This is a genomic window from Aliikangiella sp. G2MR2-5, from assembly GCF_015687155.1.
Classification (GTDB): Bacteria; Pseudomonadota; Gammaproteobacteria; order Enterobacterales; family Kangiellaceae; genus Aliikangiella.
This window is the reverse complement of sequence record NZ_JADPQF010000008.1, coordinates 103,513-120,074: the sequence shown is the minus strand read 5'-3', so window position 1 is coordinate 120,074 and position 16,562 is coordinate 103,513. Positions and strand designations below refer to the sequence as shown.

General features: G+C 42.7%; 18 protein-coding genes and 1 riboswitch. Of the genes, 2 read left to right on the top strand and 16 right to left on the bottom strand.

Features of this window, described 5'->3' with window-relative positions; translation table 11 throughout:
* Nucleotides 1-23 precede the first annotated feature (23 nt).
* Nucleotides 24-521, top strand: a complete 498-nt coding sequence (locus tag IYN84_RS19715) for a nitrous oxide reductase accessory protein NosL (protein ID WP_196140993.1) — start codon at nucleotides 24-26, stop codon at nucleotides 519-521.
* A 227-nt stretch (nucleotides 522-748) separates the two neighbouring features.
* Entirely contained in the window at nucleotides 749-1,186 is a 438-nt protein-coding gene (locus IYN84_RS19710; protein WP_196140992.1) for an MAPEG family protein, read from the top strand.
* A 130-nt stretch (nucleotides 1,187-1,316) separates the two neighbouring features.
* Here IYN84_RS19710 and pssA read toward each other — a convergent pair whose 3' ends face one another.
* From pssA to IYN84_RS19630, 16 genes are all read right to left on the bottom strand, one after another.
* On the bottom strand, nucleotides 1,317-2,672 hold the full coding sequence (gene pssA / locus IYN84_RS19705; protein WP_196140991.1) for a CDP-diacylglycerol--serine O-phosphatidyltransferase: 1,356 nt from the start codon (nucleotides 2,670-2,672) through the stop codon (nucleotides 1,317-1,319).
* Nucleotides 2,673-3,242: an elongation factor P-like protein YeiP gene (gene yeiP, locus IYN84_RS19700; protein WP_196140990.1), complete on the bottom strand. Its 570-nt coding sequence runs from the start codon at nucleotides 3,240-3,242 to the stop codon at nucleotides 2,673-2,675. It lies immediately after the preceding gene.
* A 179-nt stretch (nucleotides 3,243-3,421) separates the two neighbouring features.
* On the bottom strand, nucleotides 3,422-3,775 hold the full coding sequence (locus IYN84_RS19695) for a GFA family protein (protein WP_196140989.1): 354 nt from the start codon (nucleotides 3,773-3,775) through the stop codon (nucleotides 3,422-3,424).
* A gap of 79 nt (nucleotides 3,776-3,854) precedes the next feature.
* On the bottom strand, nucleotides 3,855-4,565 hold the full coding sequence (locus IYN84_RS19690) for a hypothetical protein (protein ID WP_196140988.1): 711 nt from the start codon (nucleotides 4,563-4,565) through the stop codon (nucleotides 3,855-3,857).
* Nucleotides 4,566-4,666: 101 nt separating this feature from the next.
* On the bottom strand, nucleotides 4,667-5,686 hold the full coding sequence (locus tag IYN84_RS19685; RefSeq protein WP_196140987.1) for a threonine-phosphate decarboxylase: 1,020 nt from the start codon (nucleotides 5,684-5,686) through the stop codon (nucleotides 4,667-4,669).
* Nucleotides 5,677-6,633, bottom strand: coding sequence for an adenosylcobinamide-phosphate synthase CbiB (gene cbiB / locus IYN84_RS19680; protein WP_196140986.1), 957 nt, complete (start codon nucleotides 6,631-6,633; stop codon nucleotides 5,677-5,679). The genes IYN84_RS19685 and cbiB overlap by 10 nt, the downstream gene beginning before the upstream one ends.
* A gap of 4 nt (nucleotides 6,634-6,637) precedes the next feature.
* Nucleotides 6,638-7,231: a histidine phosphatase family protein gene (locus tag IYN84_RS19675; protein WP_196140985.1), complete on the bottom strand. Its 594-nt coding sequence runs from the start codon at nucleotides 7,229-7,231 to the stop codon at nucleotides 6,638-6,640.
* A 71-nt stretch (nucleotides 7,232-7,302) separates the two neighbouring features.
* Entirely contained in the window at nucleotides 7,303-9,090 is a 1,788-nt protein-coding gene (locus IYN84_RS19670) for a TonB-dependent receptor domain-containing protein (protein WP_196140984.1), read from the bottom strand.
* Nucleotides 9,091-9,152: 62 nt separating this feature from the next.
* A riboswitch (cobalamin riboswitch) is annotated at nucleotides 9,153-9,290 on the bottom strand.
* 108 nt (nucleotides 9,291-9,398) lie between these two features.
* On the bottom strand, nucleotides 9,399-10,223 hold the full coding sequence (locus IYN84_RS19665) for a cobalamin-binding protein (protein ID WP_196140983.1): 825 nt from the start codon (nucleotides 10,221-10,223) through the stop codon (nucleotides 9,399-9,401).
* Nucleotides 10,220-10,852 (bottom strand): cob(I)yrinic acid a,c-diamide adenosyltransferase, encoded by a 633-nt coding sequence (gene cobO / locus IYN84_RS19660; protein WP_196140982.1) that lies wholly within the window; start codon nucleotides 10,850-10,852, stop codon nucleotides 10,220-10,222. The genes IYN84_RS19665 and cobO overlap by 4 nt, the downstream gene beginning before the upstream one ends.
* A gap of 37 nt (nucleotides 10,853-10,889) precedes the next feature.
* Nucleotides 10,890-12,377, bottom strand: coding sequence for a cobyric acid synthase (locus tag IYN84_RS19655; protein ID WP_196140981.1), 1,488 nt, complete (start codon nucleotides 12,375-12,377; stop codon nucleotides 10,890-10,892).
* A 6-nt stretch (nucleotides 12,378-12,383) separates the two neighbouring features.
* A complete protein-coding gene (locus tag IYN84_RS19650) occupies nucleotides 12,384-13,040 on the bottom strand; it encodes a histidine phosphatase family protein (protein WP_196140980.1) in 657 nt (218 codons plus the stop codon).
* Between the two features lie 32 nt (nucleotides 13,041-13,072).
* Nucleotides 13,073-13,615 carry a bifunctional adenosylcobinamide kinase/adenosylcobinamide-phosphate guanylyltransferase gene (gene cobU, locus IYN84_RS19645; RefSeq protein ID WP_196140979.1) on the bottom strand — a complete coding sequence of 181 codons (543 nt, stop codon included), beginning with the start codon at nucleotides 13,613-13,615 and terminating at the stop codon, nucleotides 13,073-13,075.
* On the bottom strand, nucleotides 13,612-14,445 hold the full coding sequence (locus IYN84_RS19640) for an adenosylcobinamide-GDP ribazoletransferase (protein WP_196140978.1): 834 nt from the start codon (nucleotides 14,443-14,445) through the stop codon (nucleotides 13,612-13,614). The genes cobU and IYN84_RS19640 overlap by 4 nt, the downstream gene beginning before the upstream one ends.
* Nucleotides 14,442-15,470: a nicotinate-nucleotide--dimethylbenzimidazole phosphoribosyltransferase gene (cobT, locus tag IYN84_RS19635; protein ID WP_196140977.1), complete on the bottom strand. Its 1,029-nt coding sequence runs from the start codon at nucleotides 15,468-15,470 to the stop codon at nucleotides 14,442-14,444. The genes IYN84_RS19640 and cobT overlap by 4 nt, the downstream gene beginning before the upstream one ends.
* 26 nt (nucleotides 15,471-15,496) lie before the next feature.
* Entirely contained in the window at nucleotides 15,497-16,555 is a 1,059-nt protein-coding gene (locus IYN84_RS19630) for an iron ABC transporter permease (RefSeq protein ID WP_196140976.1), read from the bottom strand.
* Nucleotides 16,556-16,562 lie beyond the last annotated feature (7 nt).

The following is a 16,562-nucleotide window of genomic DNA, read 5'->3' as shown; positions in this document are numbered from 1 at the left end:
TTGCAACAAAGAAAGGAGAAATAATGTCTAACCTCGCCAAGCTTGCACTTGTAGGAATTTTTAGCTTTTTGCTCTCAGCGTGTGGCCAATCCGACAAAACACCGGCTAAACTTGACCCTGTTGCTTTTGAGAAGAGCGACGAATGCCACGTTTGCGGCATGGTCATTTCCCGTTTCGAAGGTCCCAAGGGGCAAGCTTTTGATAAACGAAGCAAGCAAGCAAAAAAGTTTTGTTCAACCAAAGAACTCATTTTTTGGTACCTGCAGCCTGAAAATCAACACAACGTTATCGAAATGTACGTTCACGATATGGCGAAAACACCATGGAATTCCCCAGATGATGAGCATTTGATTTCAGCGCGCGATGCCTTCTATGTTTTGGGCTCCGATCTAAAAGGCTCAATGGGAGGAACCCTCGCAACCTTTATTAGTGTCAATGATGCCGCAAAATTTTCTAAAGAACATGGTGGCGAAGTAGTTACTTTTAATGGTTTGACACTGGAGGTTTTGGCCAAGCATTGATCAATTCAAGCTCGTATTTTATTCGTTAGCCCTAAAAACTGAAGAAAGCGATTCTAAAAAAGGTGTTCTGACCCTGGCATCCTGCTGTTAGTTACCATTATCACTTATTTAACTCAGACAAATTTCAAACTGTCGCTTTCGACTCATTTTCTTGTCACCAATTCCTCTTTACCCAGTCTTCAAATCCCTCTAACATCATTCTCTGATTAATTTGAATAGGACTAACGATGAACAACTTTCATATTCAGCTATTTTTTCCGGCATTTGCCCTTGTTATTCTGACGATATTCATTCTTTTTAACATGGGGTTCAGGAGGTTTAAAGCTGCAAAATCGAGAAAGGTCGATATCAACTATTACAAGCTATATCGTGATACTGATGGAAGCGAACCGGAAAACATTAGAAAGCTGTCGAGAAATTTTCAAAATTTATTTGAAACGCCCATTCACTTTTATCTGGCAGTCGTACTGACCATGATATTGAATATAGAATCCAGTGTTTTTCTTTATACCGCCTGGATATATGTTGTCTTACGATATATTCATAGTTATGTTCACTGTACCAGTAACAACGTAAGAAACCGTTTTAATGTCTACTTTGCCAGTGTACTGGTTCTAATTGCTTACTGGATAACGCTACTCATTCATGTTGTTAGCGCTATGTAGCATTGTTAGCGAATAATATTGTTACCGAATAATATTCTTAGCAAACAACATCGTTAGCAAACGACATTGGTAAGCCCGGAAATATTACTGAGATAAAAGAACCGGGCTGTTTGACAGCCCGCGGGGAAAATCAAAGCAGGCGATTAAGAATACTATCCAGCTTGGCTCGCTTTACATTCTTCATCAGTTTTTTTGCCGCCTCAGGATAATCTTTTATCGATTCAATATCATTAAAATGAGAGATTCTCTTAGTATGTGTCAGAATGGTCTGATACTCACTTTCAAATGCATCTTCCAATAGTTGATTTGGATCCTGAACTAACACTCCGTTCTCTAAATCCAGAGACCACGCTCGCGGATTAATATTATGCCCGGTGAGCAAATGATACTCTCCGTCCCGACTCATTCCTTTTAAATGAAAACTGTTAGCGTCATGACGCCATAGGTAAACGTTTAACAAACCTTCGCTAACAAATTTTTGGTTTCGTTTAATAAAGCGCTTTAGGTTAGTTTCATAAACGTATGGAACAATGCCGACTTTATTAAAAGGCTGGTCTTCCGGAATATAAAAATCGTTGGCGACTTTATCACCCACAACGATATTCACCGTCTTACCATTCTTTAAAATTCTTCTAGCCGCTTTACTAACTTTCTTAGGTAAATTGAAATAGGGTGTAAAAATGGTGACCGTTCGCTCGGTATCCCTGACCATTTCATAAATTGTCTGATTTAGCAGGTTTGCGCGACCACCGAACCCTAGTAATGGGGTTACTGCGACCTGCTTTCCGCTTAGTGTCTCTTTTTCAGGTTTAACTTTATAATGCGCCTTTCGCAAATTCTTTTTCAGCATTTTCATCGCAGGCTTTAGCTGCTTCTTGCTTGGAATATCTTCTTCAGACAGAGATCGAACAGCCGGAGCTTTACCCAGATAGTTCTTTAGAAAATTAACCATACTGTCAGCCAGCTTTTTACACTCGATCAAATGATACCGATCGTATCGATAGCGTTCTTCCTGCTGGAGATAAATATTATTGAGAGACGCGCCACTGTAAAATAGCGTGTTATCGAAAACAAAACCTTTAAGATGTAATACGCCCAGCATTTCTTTACTTTTAACAGGCACACCAAGCACATCAATTGGATTTTCATATTTTGCCGCGTACTCGCGATAAAGTCGGACATTACCAATACTTTGCGCATGCCCCATCAACCCTCTTTGCGCACGTGAAAAATCGACAAATATTTTTACATCAAGCTCAGGATTTTTCTGTTTGGCTTCATAAATCGCAGTCAGAATTTCTTTACCAGCGTCGTCGTCTTGCAAGTAAAGCGCAGTCATATAAATTCGTTTTTTAGCCGCAGCGACTAGCGCTAGAATTTTCGTCTTGAATTCTGACGTTTTTTCCAATATTGAGACTTTGTCTGCCGCAACATTGAAGTAGCCTAACTGAGGAATTAAACTCGCCGGTTTTCTTCTGATATTCATTTATTCGGCTCTACCCATAAACTTCTTTTCTGCGACATTAATCTTAACCTTTTCACCGGTACTGATATATTCAGGAACTTGAATAGTCAAACCAGTGGCAAATCTGGCGGGCTTGGTTCGTGCAGAAGCGGAAGCACCTTTTATTGATGGATCGGTTTCAGTAATTTCCATTTCAACCGACTGCGGTAGCTCTATTCCGACCGGCTTACCGTCGACGGACAATACTGTCAAACCTTCGGTTGACTCATTAATAAATAGTAGCTCATCTTCAATTTCGTCTTTCTTGAAGTTGTATTGGCTATAATCTTCATTGTCCATGAAGATATAATCGTCTCCATCGATATAAGAGAAGCTTACCGGATGACGTGAGAGCTCGACCTGAGTAACCATATCATCACCTTTAAAGGTATGCTCAACTTTAGCTCCAGTACCGATTTCACTAAATCTAGTCTTATAGAGTGTCGAAGCCCCTCGCGCAGTAGGGCTATGTACTTCTACTTGCTTTATTAACAACAACTTACCGTTATGCTCAACGGCCATTCCTCGTTTGATATCACTTGCTTTCGGCATGGTTTTCTAGCTATTTTACGACAAAATTGCCGTATCATAGCTTGGAATGAGAGTCGAGAAAAGCCATTGTGTTCAATTGTTTGCCCGAATTCGGTGGAGTACCAGATCATCAAGATATTCAACGTTACCAAACAATTTCGGCGAGCGATATTATTGGCTCTGGCTATCACACAAAGGGGCTACAACTCATCCCTTCCGTTAAATTCAAAAATAGCCAGTCGTCTGGGCTCAATCCCTTCTACACATCCCAAATTGACCCGGTAGGCTCCCGGCTGATCGACAAGATCGTGAAACGGATGGATTCCACAGTATTTACAAAAGTGATGATTGACGTCCTTATCTCCCCATTGGTAGGTTGAAAGAGCATCTTTTCCCTGAGTCAGACTAAATTTTGCTGGTTCAATGTAAGTTTTGGACATAATGGCATTCTTTCGAATACATATTGAACAGTTACATTGAAGCGCGCTCTCTATCTCCTTAGCCTCAAATTCGAATTGGACTGACTTGCAGTGACAACTTCCCTGATACTTCATTGTAAATTCCTTATTTAATGCCATTTGAGTAGGTAGCATACGTCAAAAAAGCTACTCATACAACTAGCATTATTTTAATTTAGTCTTTGTTAATAAACTTGATTGAACGCCCATAGTGATACTGGATCTGCTCCAGCTCGTATCGGTGCTGATGTGCAACCGGACATGTCATTCGCGCCAGACAACGATCTACACAACGAGAACCTGCGAGCTTGCGATAATCAAGACATTTATTTAAGGATAAAGCTTCGCCTTCAAGCGCATCACCGGCGCAGGCACCAATACAGGGCTTCTCCTCACAATTTAAACAGGGTGAACCAAGTTCCGACTCAATTTTAGTTGTCCAATTCGCTTTTACCAGAGCAGCTGCCCGATAGGCATACCAGCTACCCCATTGATTATTAATCCCAACTCTAAATGGCGAGGCAAAATGCCAGCCTGCCAACTCACCTAACTTTTGCAATCCGACCGAATGAGTGCTGGGGAATATCATTTCAAAATTATTTTTGCCGACCGCGTCTTGCAGAAAATTTTCGACATGACTCATTGAATACTGATCGATGGCATGAGTTTCCTGGCTAACTTTGTACTTAACTTTCTCCCAAAGCTTTTTTCCTGCATGACCGACAAGTAACAGTTTATTGAACTCTTCGTTTTTATTACAACATTGTTTTAATTGTGCGAGTAGATCATCCGGCAAGTCTTTTAGGTCCAGCACGGCTTGTAAATTGAGTCCCAACTTGTCAAGTTTTCTCCAGTCCGGCTGGCTTTCATTTAAATCATTTACCATAATTTTCTCTACATTTTTTATGCTTTTCTTTTCCCGACACTATTATTCAGTCAGTTTATAACTGTTTCTTCCGCAGGTACTGTTCCCGAGTAATCAACAAATCAGCCAATATCGCTTAGCGCTTTCTCCAAACGTTGTAACTCAACATCGGTTGCCAGTCCAAATCGAACACAGTCCTTTTCATCACATAACCGAATATATATTTTTTGTTTCGCAAGAGCCTCAAAGATCCAGGCTGCCTTATCAACTTCCATTTTCACAGTAACAAATAACTCTCCATGGCGAATATTTTCTGATGCAAAATATTGAGTCAGGATAGCAATTAACTTTTCTCTCTGCGTCCTAATTCGTTTTCGCTGAGACACTTGCCATTCTCGATTGGTAAGTGCCAGCTCACAAATTTTCAATGCAGGGCCATTGACCGACCATGGACCAAGTAACTCGTTAATTTTTTGCAGTAAGCTTCGGTTTGCCGCGACAAACCCGACGCGCAGACCGGCCAGTCCAAAAAACTTTCCGACGGAGCGTAATACGACTAGCGCCTCTGGCATATGCGCACGAATCATGGAATGTCCCTCTTCCACTCGGGCATCAATAAATGCTTCATCAACAATGAGTTTGCCGTTTAGCTTACCAAGTCTCCGCAGATACTCTTCCAACAGTTCCGGTTCATAGAAGTCACATCCCGGATTATTAGGATTAATAACGAGCACCAGGTCTTTTTCCTGAAGTTGTTCAATAGAAGGAAGCGATCGATAAAAACAGACTTCGACAGACGCTTTTTTCCAGGCGAATTCGTGCTCCTTGTAACCAATTTCAGGAATAAAGATTCGAGCCGATGAATTTTCATCAAGCAACAACGATGGCAAAGCAGCTATGACAGGCTGGCTGCCGGCAGTTACCAGCAAGTCTTTTGTACCATAGTAATTGGAGGCTGCGAAACAAAACTCGGCGCTTACCTGAGGCAGATCCCGGAATAGATTATCCGCAATTGAAGGAATTGGCTCAGGATAAGGAAACGGATAAGGGCTTATTCCGGTAGATAAATCCAGCCAACCTTCCTCATCAAGCCCGAAAGCGGCTGCTACATTGGAGAGTTGACCTCCATGTGTTAGTGCCACAGTAAGGAACCTCCGGCAACTCCGTATACAAAGCATAAAAAAGCAGACAACCATGCTGCTTTCTCGACCAGCTTACAAGCTTTTTTAATATGCAGGACCACGGGATTGTCCCCCCTGCCCAAAGCAGGAGACATTATCTCTTTGCCATGATAAACGGCATTACCACCAAGACAAATATTTAGCGCCGATGCACCAGCCGACATTGCCCAGCCACCGTTAAGACTTTTGTACTGGCGTGCCTGAACAGCTGCCAGTCTGATAAAAAATTTAAGATGTCTTACTTTTCCAGCCACAAGATAGAGCATGGCAGTTAACTTAGCCGAAGGCCAGCCCATCAGGTCATCAAATTTAGCGGCAAACCAGCCAAAAGATTTGAAGCGACTATTACGATAGCCCCACATGGCATCCAGAGTATTAACCAGTCGATGCAAAATAACCAACGGAACACCACCAATCATAAACCAGAATAGCGACCCGATAACCGCATCGTGTCCGTTTTCCAAAACGGATTCAATCGTCGCTCTTGATATTTCCTCTGACTGCAAAGCTTCACATTTTCGACTGACCATCATAGACACCGCTTTTCTTGCACCATCAATATTGTCTTCAGATAAACGCGAATAGACTGCCATCGCGTGTTCGTTCAAACTATTCATGCCGATCGCCAGATAGAGCAAGACTGATGAAAAAATCACTCCAATAAGTTCACTGAACATAAACAAATAAAGCTGTAAAAAATAGGCTACTAATGGAAGTGGAAGACATAAAATTCCCCAGGCGAAGATTCCCGAAGCACGCTTTAGCCTGGTGTTTTTTGCCTCTTTATTAAGATTCTTCTCTAGTTTACTAGCCAGTATTCCGAATCCCACTAAAGGATGATACTTTCGGGGTTCTCCTAATATTCTGTCGAGTAGTAAGGCAAGAGCCGGTATAATAAAAATAATCATCAAATTATTCTGTATCGACTAATTTTAAAACTTGCTGATGGTGGCAAAACTGCAAATAAAAAATTCTACCGTTTCCATACTGGCTGTAAGCATCACATTGTCCCTGTGCGTGCAGTCGATCCATTAAACAACGGATCGCATCCCCGTGGGTAACAACCAAAATTCTTTTTTCAACGTTGGTGACGGCTAACCGCTGGAGCGCATTTTCTATTCTTGCACCACAATCAATCCCCGATTCGCCGTTGGGAGGACTATCCTCAGTCACTCGAAAAAAAACTGATTCAAATAAGACTTGGTCTGCTAAATCATCAAAAAAACTCGACTGCCAATCGCCAAAATCTCTTTCAACCAATTGCTCATCCTGAATCCATTGCTGCGCCAGTTCTTGCTGACATATTTTTGCAGTATGGACCGCTCTACCTAATGTTGAACTGACGATAAGTTCGATTCTTGAATCTGCCAGTTGTCTGGCAATATTTCTAGCCTGACTCTGTCCAGCCACAGTAAGTGGACTATCCAGTCGTCCTTGGAGACGCTTGTACTGGTTCCATTCGGTCTCACCGTGTCGTGCGACAAAAAATCGAGTAATCAATGACATTTTAAATGAGCTAATCCTGCTTTATAAAAAGAAGGGCATAGGTTTACGCCCTTCTTTCCTTAATCGACAAACTAAAAATTTTGGTAAGTAACCGAAAGGAAAATCTCCTGTTCAAGTGGATTATAACCCGAAACTTGAACTGGCTCTTCTTCAGTTAAGTCATTGATTTTTAGCTGCATACGTAACTTTTCGTTAAAACGATAAGAGGTAGTAAGGTTCAGTTTGGTATATGAAGACAGCTTTTCTCCACTATCAACTCGATTACCCGCATGATTCACCTGAACTCCCCATTGCCAGTTATCGCTATCGTAAACAATCTCATAGTTTGCTTGAAGTTTGGCTCTGCGAATCAATCTTTCACCAGAGGCCTTATCTTCCGGCTCAGTAACACTCACATTAAATCCATGAGTAAACTGCTCAACTCGATAGTTCAGATCAAAAGTGGCACCGCTAATTTTTACCTGACCAACATTTTCCGGCGCCCAAATACCATCGGTAGGTGCCCATTGGATCAAATTATCGATATCAGAGCGATAAAACGTTGATGTTACGGAAAGAGCGTCAAATACCCCCTTGTAAACCAACTCATAATTATCAGAAGTTTCAAACTTCAAATCAGGGTTGCCGCCAAACGGAGAATAAAGATCGTTAAATGACGGAGCCTTAAATCCTTGACTAAAATTCAGGCTTAAACGCTGAGATTCATCCAACTGATAACCGATAGCCGCATTTGTCGAAATTCGGGAATCAACGCCATCGATATCATCGTGTCTTGCGACCAGATCAAATAGCCAATCGTCACCAATGTAATTTGTACCAGCCATATAGCTGTTGGTATCACGTTCTTCTACCGGAAAAGCTGTTGTCGTTTCGCTGATATCGTCCTGATACCAGTCATAACCAACAACCAAGTTAAATTTTTCAGATAACTTAGTAGTGGTTAAAACGCTGGCCTGCTTCTTATTGGTAACGAACAAACTGGACTCGTCGTTGCCGGTTGACTGGTCGAAAGTAGAAGATTTATCTTTACTTGAAGCCAGTGTAAAACTGGTTGACCACCCAGAAATATTTAACGCATAACGCAAACTTGCCAGTTCATTATCGCTTCGCGTTTTATCCCCTCCCCAACTGGTATCAAACTCCGAATAGGAGCGATCATTCTGAATCAACCATTTCAACTCGCCGGCGTCGCCAAAAAGGTAATCACCATTTATCGCATAGGATTCGTTAGCTGAACCGTCTTCATCTTCATCCCCCTCCACTCTGGCGTCAATACCATCGCTAGACTTCATTGCGTAGGAGAAAGTATGCGCAAAGTTTTCGCCACCAAATCCGGCCGCCAATGTTCTTGCCTCGGAACTGTTACTTCCCACTTCGGCAGAAAGCTGATAATCGCCGGAATCGAATCGGCGAGTAAAGATCTGGATTACGCCACCGATCGCATCGCTTCCCCAAACGGCTGCGCGTGCGCCTTTAATGATTTCTACTCTTTCAATTTGATTAACAGCAATTCCAGAAAGAGGCGTCTCTCCAAGAGTCGCCGAGCCAATACGAATTCCATCAATTAATATGAGAGTTTGATTGAAATTGGTTCCGCGTACAAACATCGAAGAATTTTGCCCATGGCCACCACGTTTGACGACGTCGATTCCGGCAACCGTTTCGAGCAAATCAACCAAAGTTCTTGGACGAATTTTTTCTATATCGGAGCGGTTGATAATTTCAATATCGGCAAGCACTTCATTAGCATTTTGCTGAATGCGGTTAGCGGTTACGACAAGAGTTTCATCGGCTTTAAGATTTACCGAGCAGGTAGAGATAGCAGCAATCACTGAAGCTGCAACTAGATTTGTTTTCATTACATTTTTACCTAAATATTCTGACACCCACCGTGTCTTAAAATGAAGACGAGTTATAGTCTTCCCAAAAAAATAAAGCAGGCTGGTATCCGGACTGAAGTGCGGTAAACACTATCACCGTTGCGGGGGCAGTGTGAGATTTTCGCTCACTTCCCATTACTAGTTCGATTCTTACTCGAACCGCCTTGCCTTAACTTCCCCAAAAGTACTTCGCTCCAAACTCGATTAAACTAACCCGGAGCGACAATACATTCTTTAATAGCAACTAATTTCCAGTTACCACAAGAATTCTTTTTAATATTGCTCATTCAAAACGTTCGAGCCTTATCAATCAAACCGCAAAGCATTTCCAGTCCATCTAAAGCTCTCGGACTTGCTCTTAGCAACAAGGAACCGTCGATTACATAGAGTTGCTCATGCTTGACTGCAGAAATATTGTTCCACTTGTCCCAGATCATTTGTCTCGATTTAACTTTCTCTGAGTGACTCGCCATAACAATTGTTTGTGGATTTTTTGCTAACACACTTTCCAAAGAAACAATTGGGTAATCTGTCGATGCATCGTCAAAAATATTTTTTCCATTGCAGTCTTCGATTAACGCCTCTACCCAGCTATCAGGTCCAACTGTTCGTATAGGGTCATACCAGAGCTGATAAAAGACTCTGACTTTCTCTTTATCAGAAAATCTCTGTTTGATCGATTGATAGCGACGATTCATTTTCTCGACAGCAGTGTTCGCTTCATTTACCTTACCCACTTTTTTACCCAGACGAAGCATGTCTTCGCCTACTTCAGCAACAGAAAGCGGATGAGTGTAAAACAGATCAAACCCCAGAGATGCTATCTTTTTCAGATCGGACTGCTTGTTACCTGTTTTCCAACCGACCACCAGATCTGGTTTTAACGCTACCAGCTCTTCAATGTTGACTCCAACGTAGTTGCCTATACGTGGAATTTCTTTTGCTTTTTCAGGAAAGTCGGCATGTTCAACTGTTCCAACGATTCTATCTCCAGCGCCAATTGCATAAAGCATTTCAACCGAATGAGGCGATAACGCTACTATGCGTTTTATTTCTTTACCAACAGCGTTAGTGGCTAACAACAGACAAAAACAAACCAGGAAAATCCTCACCAGTCAACTCCTTTACGAGCCTTAATTCCGGCCTTAAATGCATGCTTTTCTTCTTTCACTTCGCTCACGGTATCGGCCATATCTCTCAGCTCACGAATAGCTCCGCGGCCAGTCACCACAACAGACTGATTCTCTGGACGATTAGCAATCGTCGACAGAACCTCTTCTTTATCGAGGTAGTCATAGCCAAGCATATAGGTCAGTTCGTCGAGTAAAACAAGGTGATATTGTGGGTCGGCTAAAAATTTTTTCGCCTCAGTCCAAACAGCTTCTGCTGCAGCAATATCACCCGCTCTATCCTGAGTATTCCAGGTAAACCCGGTACCCATCACCGCAAAAGGTACACCGTGACCTTCCAGCAGGTCCCTTTCACCACAATCCCATTTGCCTTTGATAAACTGAACCACTGCGGCCTTATAACCGTGTCCTACACAACGGCAAACAGTTCCAAAACCTGAGGTTGTCTTCCCCTTGCCATTACCGGTAACAACTATCATCACGCCTTTTTCTATGGTCGCTTTGGCAACTTTCGCGTCGACCTTTTCTTTTTGCTTTTGCGACTTACGTTTATGTTTCTCTTCGCGTTCAGCACTTTCCTGGCTTTTATCATGTTGGCTATTTTCTGACATAAATATTTCCTATCCTGTTTTCTAAATTTCTAATCGTTCAGGCTATCGTGGTGAATAGAGAATCCAGATCGAGACACTCTTCATAACAATCAGCCAGACGGTCCAGCTCAGACTCTCGAATATCATTCCAACTTTTGGCATCAAAAGTTTCTCCGCTAACCCACTTGAGGATTAACTGCAGTGTGTCCGCTTGCTCAAAAAGACCATGCAGATAAGTACCTGCAATTTGTCCATCTTCGGAAATCACACCATCGGAATAAAAATCGCCATCTTTCTGACGCACACGACAAAATGGTTTTGCCAGAGCCTTACCTTGGCTGACTCCGCAATGAATTTCATAACCTCGGATAGTCGCTTTTTCCGAGAGTAAGTGACACTCACCACTCACGTTGGTCAATTGTTTTTCTGCTTGCATACGGGTAGAAAAATCTAAAAGTCGAAGACCTGGAAAATGCGTTATTTCGCTTTCAATCTTTTCTTCATCTTCTATTAAATTTCCCAGCATTTGGAAACCACCACAAATACCCAAAAGCTTGCCGCCGTAACGAAGGTGCTTCTCAATATCTTTATCCCAACCTTGCGCGATCACATGCTTCATATCTGCTATCACACTTTTACTACCAGGCAATATAATCAGATCGGCTCCTTGCAGAGTTTCACCGGGTCTGACAAACTCAAATTCAACTTGTTCGTGCCATTTGAGCGGGTCAAAATCAGTATGATTACTAATCCTGGTTAAGACCGGCACCTTTACTTTTATCGTCGACTTTTTTTGAAAGCTATCAGGGTTAATAGCATCTTCCGCGTCCAACTTTAAGTCACTGAGGTATGGAACGACACCGTAAACTTTTCTTTGACTATATTCTTCCAGCCAGTCAACCCCCGATTGCAATAACGACAATCGTCCTCGAAATTTATTAATAATAAAACCTTTAATGCGCGCCTGTTCAGAAGGCGAAAGTAAATTAACAGTTCCCGTTAGGTGAGCAAACACGCCACCACGATCTATATCACTAATAAGCACTACTGGACAGTCAACCGCTTCTGCAAACCCCATATTCGCGATGTCATTTTCTCTTAAATTTATTTCTGCAGGACTACCTGCTCCTTCGATTAAAACTACATCATAGCTTTCTCTAAGCTTTCGATAAGATTCAAGTACCTGCTCAAAAGCCAGCGCTTTTATATTGCCGAAAGTTTTTGCGTCTAGCTGACTTACCGCCTTGCCGTGAATAATCACTTGAGACTTCATATCAGTACTGGGTTTAAGCAAAACAGGATTAAAATCGGTGGCAGGCTCTAATCCACAGGCGACTGCCTGCAGTGCCTGAGCGCGACCGATTTCGCCTCCGGAGGCGGTAACAGCGCTATTGAGTGCCATATTTTGCGGTTTAAAAGGCGCAACCGAAATTCCCCGTCGGTACAATATTCGGCACAAACCCGCGACACAAATACTTTTTCCTGCATCAGAAGTTGTGCCCTGAATCATCAAAGCACCTTTCAAGTTGTTTCCGGAATAAATCATGAGCAACTAGTCCGCTAATTCGGCTACAACGGGAACACTTTTTGGGTAGATTTCCTGCACAAAAGTCTGATTCAGATTCAGCAATTGAGGAAACAGATTATCACCATGATAGATAGAAATATGGGTCATACTGGCATAATCAACGGCAAAACGTCTAAGGTGAGTGCCTTGTGTGTAATCCATTTTCAAACACCAGGCAACCAATGTTCGAATGATTCCCGCATGCGTCAGAATCGCAATTCGTTTTCCCTGGTAAGACTGCAATAATGATGTAAGCGCGTTTTCCACACGATGACAAAAGTCGAGCAAACTTTCGCCTTGAGGCGGAGTCTGAACTGCAGGTACTGAAAAGAAACGGGCAACTTCTTGAGGATATTTTTGATGAAGACTTTGGTAGGTTTGCCCGTCCCAGTCACCGAAATGACACTCTCTCCAATCTTCTTCTATATGCAGTAACTGACTATTTTCATCAGCATAATACTGAGCAAAAGCAGCACAGCGACTGAGAGGACTACTAACAAGTAAATCGATATCTTCGATATTTTTGAATGCCGTCTCTAGTTGCGTCCAACCATTCTGACTTAATGGAGAATCAGTAGAACCGAGCAACGCTCCGGTTAATACAGGTTCACCGTGTCGAATGAGAAAAATTTCAGTATTCATTATTCGTAAATATTCTTATAAAAATTAAACAGTTAATTTATCTTGGCTTGTTCAAAAGGTTGCAGTGGAACTTCGCACCCGGCGACAATTAAACTCACTTTATCTGCCATTGCAGCAATAGCCTGATTTAACCAGCCAGCCTGATCGACAAAATCACGACTTAGTTCGCCCAGAGGAACAATGCCACTTCCTACTTCATTGGATACAAGAACCACACCTGCTTCAGTCGACTTCAAAGATGCGAGCAGTGAACGTTTTGCTTCTTCAAAATCATCCAGAGAGCCTTCACACAACCAGTTACTCAACCATAACGTCAAACAGTCAATCAAGAGCAAATCGTTGTGCGAGCACGAACGAATAACCTCGGCAACTTTTAACGGCTCTTCGATCAGTCTCCAGTCATTCGGACGTTGACTTTTGTGACGTTCTATTCGCACTCTCATCTCGTCATCACCGGCAGAGGCTGTTGCAATGTAGGTTACGCGCTTGTTTGACTCTTCAGCAGTTTTTTTAATGGTTGCTTCGGCAAAACGACTCTTGCCGCTTCGAGCTCCACCTAAAACTAAATGAATCATGAGGCCCCCATCGCAATTATTGTCAGGTATATTGATAACTCATTAAGCTGTTGAGTCGCCCCGAGCGCATCTCCGGTAAAACCTCCAATTTGTCTCTTAAGCCAAACACTCCACAAAAAGGTAACCATGATACACGCCACAAGAATATGAATAGCAAACTCAGGCACAAGAAAAAGAGAAAGTCCGCCAATAAAAATTGAAAGCACAATATCTAGCAGGTTAATTTTCTCTGCAAGAGGTTTTACTTTACTTTTTTCACTACCACTTACATAGGACAAAAAATATATTAGCGTCGTCGAGAGTGCGCGACTTAGCGGATGAGCAACAAGAAGAGCGAGCAAAGCAAAATTCAGCTCAACCTCTGAACCAAACAATCGACTGGCAATGCTATAAGAGGCATAGTCAACAGAAACACTTGTCTGTGCAAGTGCAACAAGTGCGAGCAGTTTCATGGTTAATGCAGTCCACAAGGCTACCGCTCCATAGGTACCAATTCGCGAATCTTTCATAATAGAAAGTTTTTGCTGTGCATTCCATCCGCCTCCCAAACCATCGCATGTATCGGCCAGACCATCTTCGTGAAAACAACCGGTTAACAACAAGCCGAACAACATTGATATGGCAACGGCAAGAGCTGGCGGGAAAAGTTGAGAGGCGGCAAAAAATATTACTGCGCACATCGCGCCCACGACCCAGCCTATTAATGAAAAATAGCGGCTGGCGCGGTTGAGATTCATCTGGCTGAAATTCAGATTTACAGGGACGGGTAATCGGGTCAAAAATCCCAAAGCAATAAAAAAAAGATTCAGTTGTGCGCGAATGGTTCTCATACAGCAGTCACACCTGCGCTTTCGAAACTGGCCATATCATTGTAAAAACATTCAGCGGCTCTTAACAGCGGCATAGCTAACGCGGCGCCAGTACCCTCACCCAGTCTAAGCCCAAGGTCCAGCAATGGTTTAGCCTGAATATTAGCCAATAATGCTTTATGAGCTTTTTCTTCTGACTGGTGACAAAATACCATATAGTCTCGTACATTTTCATCAATACGAATCGCAGCCATTGCCGCAATCGACGCGATAAATCCGTCAACCAGAATAACGCTGCCACGCTCAGCTGCCGCCAGCATTCCTCCGGTAATTTGAAGAATTTCAAAGCCTCCGAGAGCAGCCAGGGTGGTTCTAATATCAGCAAACTCTTTTTTGTGAAGCTCTAATGCTTGCTCTATTAAAGCTACTTTTTTGTTGTAAGCTTGCTGATTTATTCCGGTACCACAACCAACACTCTCGGTTGCAGGCATTCCGGTAAAGGCAGATAACAGGGCAGATGCTGAAGAGGTATTGCCTATACCCATTTCACCAAAAGCAAAAACATTACTTCCCTGATCGGCTTTTTGATAAACAATCTGCGCTCCCAGAGAAAGTCCTTTGTCAACGAGTTCAAGAGTCATTGCCTTCTCAACAGAAAAATCTTTAGTTCCGGCTCCTAATGCCTGACTGATAAGTTGAGGGTGCGCGATTTCGCTTTTTATTCCGGCATCAATAACTTCCATAGAGAGGCGGTTGGCCTTACAAAAACAGTTTATCGCCGCTCCACCCGATAAAAAATTCAATACCATTTGCCCAGTCACTTCAGACGGAGCAATACTTACGCCCCTATCAGCAATTCCATGGTCCCCGGCAAAGACAAGCATGACAGGCTGCTTTAGTTCAATCTTTTCTATACCGGTTATTAACGCCAACTGTAAAGCCAAAGATTCCAACTCACCTAAAGCCCCTTTAGGCTTGGTTTTTAGATCAATCTTTTCTTGGATTTGCTCTAACTTTTCTTTGTCTAACGGTAAAACTTGAAACATAAAAAATCCTGAATTGACTAAAATCGTTAAGACCGAGTGCGACGTTTAAGAATGATAAAGAAGAATAAACTTCCCATTGCAGAGGTAACCACTCCGACCGGCAGTACCTGATGCTCGAGCAAAGAACGAGCAACCACATCAACCCAGACCATAAAGCTCGCCCCAATGACAAGAGACATCAGCAAAACTCTATGAACTTGCGCACCGACAATAAATCGAGAAATGTGAGGTATCATCAATCCGACAAATCCGATCCCGCCGACATGAGCCACCAGAACAGCAGTAATAGCTGAACAGACGATCAACATCCCCAGGCGAAGTCGATGTACCGGAATACCTAAAGTGATTGCACTTTCATCTCCTGCCTGCATGACAACTAACCAGCGGCGATAAAGAAAAAAAGTAGCAACACCGAGAAACAGTGTAATGATGGGTAAGCCCAGTTCTGACCATTGACTATTGGAGAAACTGCCCATCATCCAATAGAGTAAAGAAGCCGCAGTTTCCGGACTCGAATAGTAAAGCGTCAGACTGGTAAATGCACTTAGCATAAAGGATACCGCAACTCCCGAGAGTAGTAATTTTTCTACCTGAGTTGCAGACTTACCGGCTAGAGCTAGCATTAATACCACCGACAAGGCCCCGCCAATTAACGCGCCGGCAGTTATCGAAATAATCGCAGATGATATCGCAGCCATCACAATTACAGCCCCCAGAGAAGCCCCGGAAGAAATGCCAAAAAGATAAGGATCTGCTAATGGATTTCGTGTAACTGATTGCAATATGGCACCGCTAGCGGAAAGGCCCGCACCAGTGATCATTGCCATGATAATTCGAGGTAGACGAATCTCCCACAATATCTGATAGTTGACAGCACTAATATCACAGCCCACAGCTCCTTGACTACATACAAACAAGGCATCAAAAACTTGTTGAGAACTTAACTCGATACTGCCACTGCCTGTTGCAAAGATAACACTGAAAACCAACAAGAACAGAGCTGCCAATAGATAGGCTGAGAAGCGAAAATCAAAGGCCTTCGAAGCATAAGAAGCTCTGGAGTTTTGAGTTTGTGATGCATTCATAACTTCC

What these genes read in the sequence shown, in the direction of transcription:
- IYN84_RS19675 (WP_196140985.1), bottom strand. Translation starts at nt 7,231, where the DNA reads ATGTCATTGATTACTCGATTTTTTGTCGCACGACACGGTGAGACCGAA.
- IYN84_RS19655 (WP_196140981.1), bottom strand. Translation starts at nt 12,377, where the DNA reads ATGATTTATTCCGGAAACAACTTGAAAGGTGCTTTGATGATTCAGGGC.
- IYN84_RS19630 (WP_196140976.1), bottom strand. Translation starts at nt 16,555, where the DNA reads ATGAATGCATCACAAACTCAAAACTCCAGAGCTTCTTATGCTTCGAAG.
- IYN84_RS19690 (WP_196140988.1), bottom strand. Translation starts at nt 4,565, where the DNA reads ATGGTAAATGATTTAAATGAAAGCCAGCCGGACTGGAGAAAACTTGAC.
- cobT (WP_196140977.1), bottom strand. Translation starts at nt 15,470, where the DNA reads ATGTTTCAAGTTTTACCGTTAGACAAAGAAAAGTTAGAGCAAATCCAA.
- cbiB (WP_196140986.1), bottom strand. Translation starts at nt 6,633, where the DNA reads ATGATTATTTTTATTATACCGGCTCTTGCCTTACTACTCGACAGAATA.
- pssA (WP_196140991.1), bottom strand. Translation starts at nt 2,672, where the DNA reads ATGAATATCAGAAGAAAACCGGCGAGTTTAATTCCTCAGTTAGGCTAC.
- IYN84_RS19695 (WP_196140989.1), bottom strand. Translation starts at nt 3,775, where the DNA reads ATGAAGTATCAGGGAAGTTGTCACTGCAAGTCAGTCCAATTCGAATTT.
- yeiP (WP_196140990.1), bottom strand. Translation starts at nt 3,242, where the DNA reads ATGCCGAAAGCAAGTGATATCAAACGAGGAATGGCCGTTGAGCATAAC.
- IYN84_RS19670 (WP_196140984.1), bottom strand. Translation starts at nt 9,090, where the DNA reads ATGAAAACAAATCTAGTTGCAGCTTCAGTGATTGCTGCTATCTCTACC.
- cobO (WP_196140982.1), bottom strand. Translation starts at nt 10,852, where the DNA reads ATGTCAGAAAATAGCCAACATGATAAAAGCCAGGAAAGTGCTGAACGC.
- cobU (WP_196140979.1), bottom strand. Translation starts at nt 13,615, where the DNA reads ATGATTCATTTAGTTTTAGGTGGAGCTCGAAGCGGCAAGAGTCGTTTT.
- IYN84_RS19715 (WP_196140993.1), top strand. Translation starts at nt 24, where the DNA reads ATGTCTAACCTCGCCAAGCTTGCACTTGTAGGAATTTTTAGCTTTTTG.
- IYN84_RS19650 (WP_196140980.1), bottom strand. Translation starts at nt 13,040, where the DNA reads ATGAATACTGAAATTTTTCTCATTCGACACGGTGAACCTGTATTAACC.
- IYN84_RS19710 (WP_196140992.1), top strand. Translation starts at nt 749, where the DNA reads ATGAACAACTTTCATATTCAGCTATTTTTTCCGGCATTTGCCCTTGTT.
- IYN84_RS19640 (WP_196140978.1), bottom strand. Translation starts at nt 14,445, where the DNA reads ATGAGAACCATTCGCGCACAACTGAATCTTTTTTTTATTGCTTTGGGA.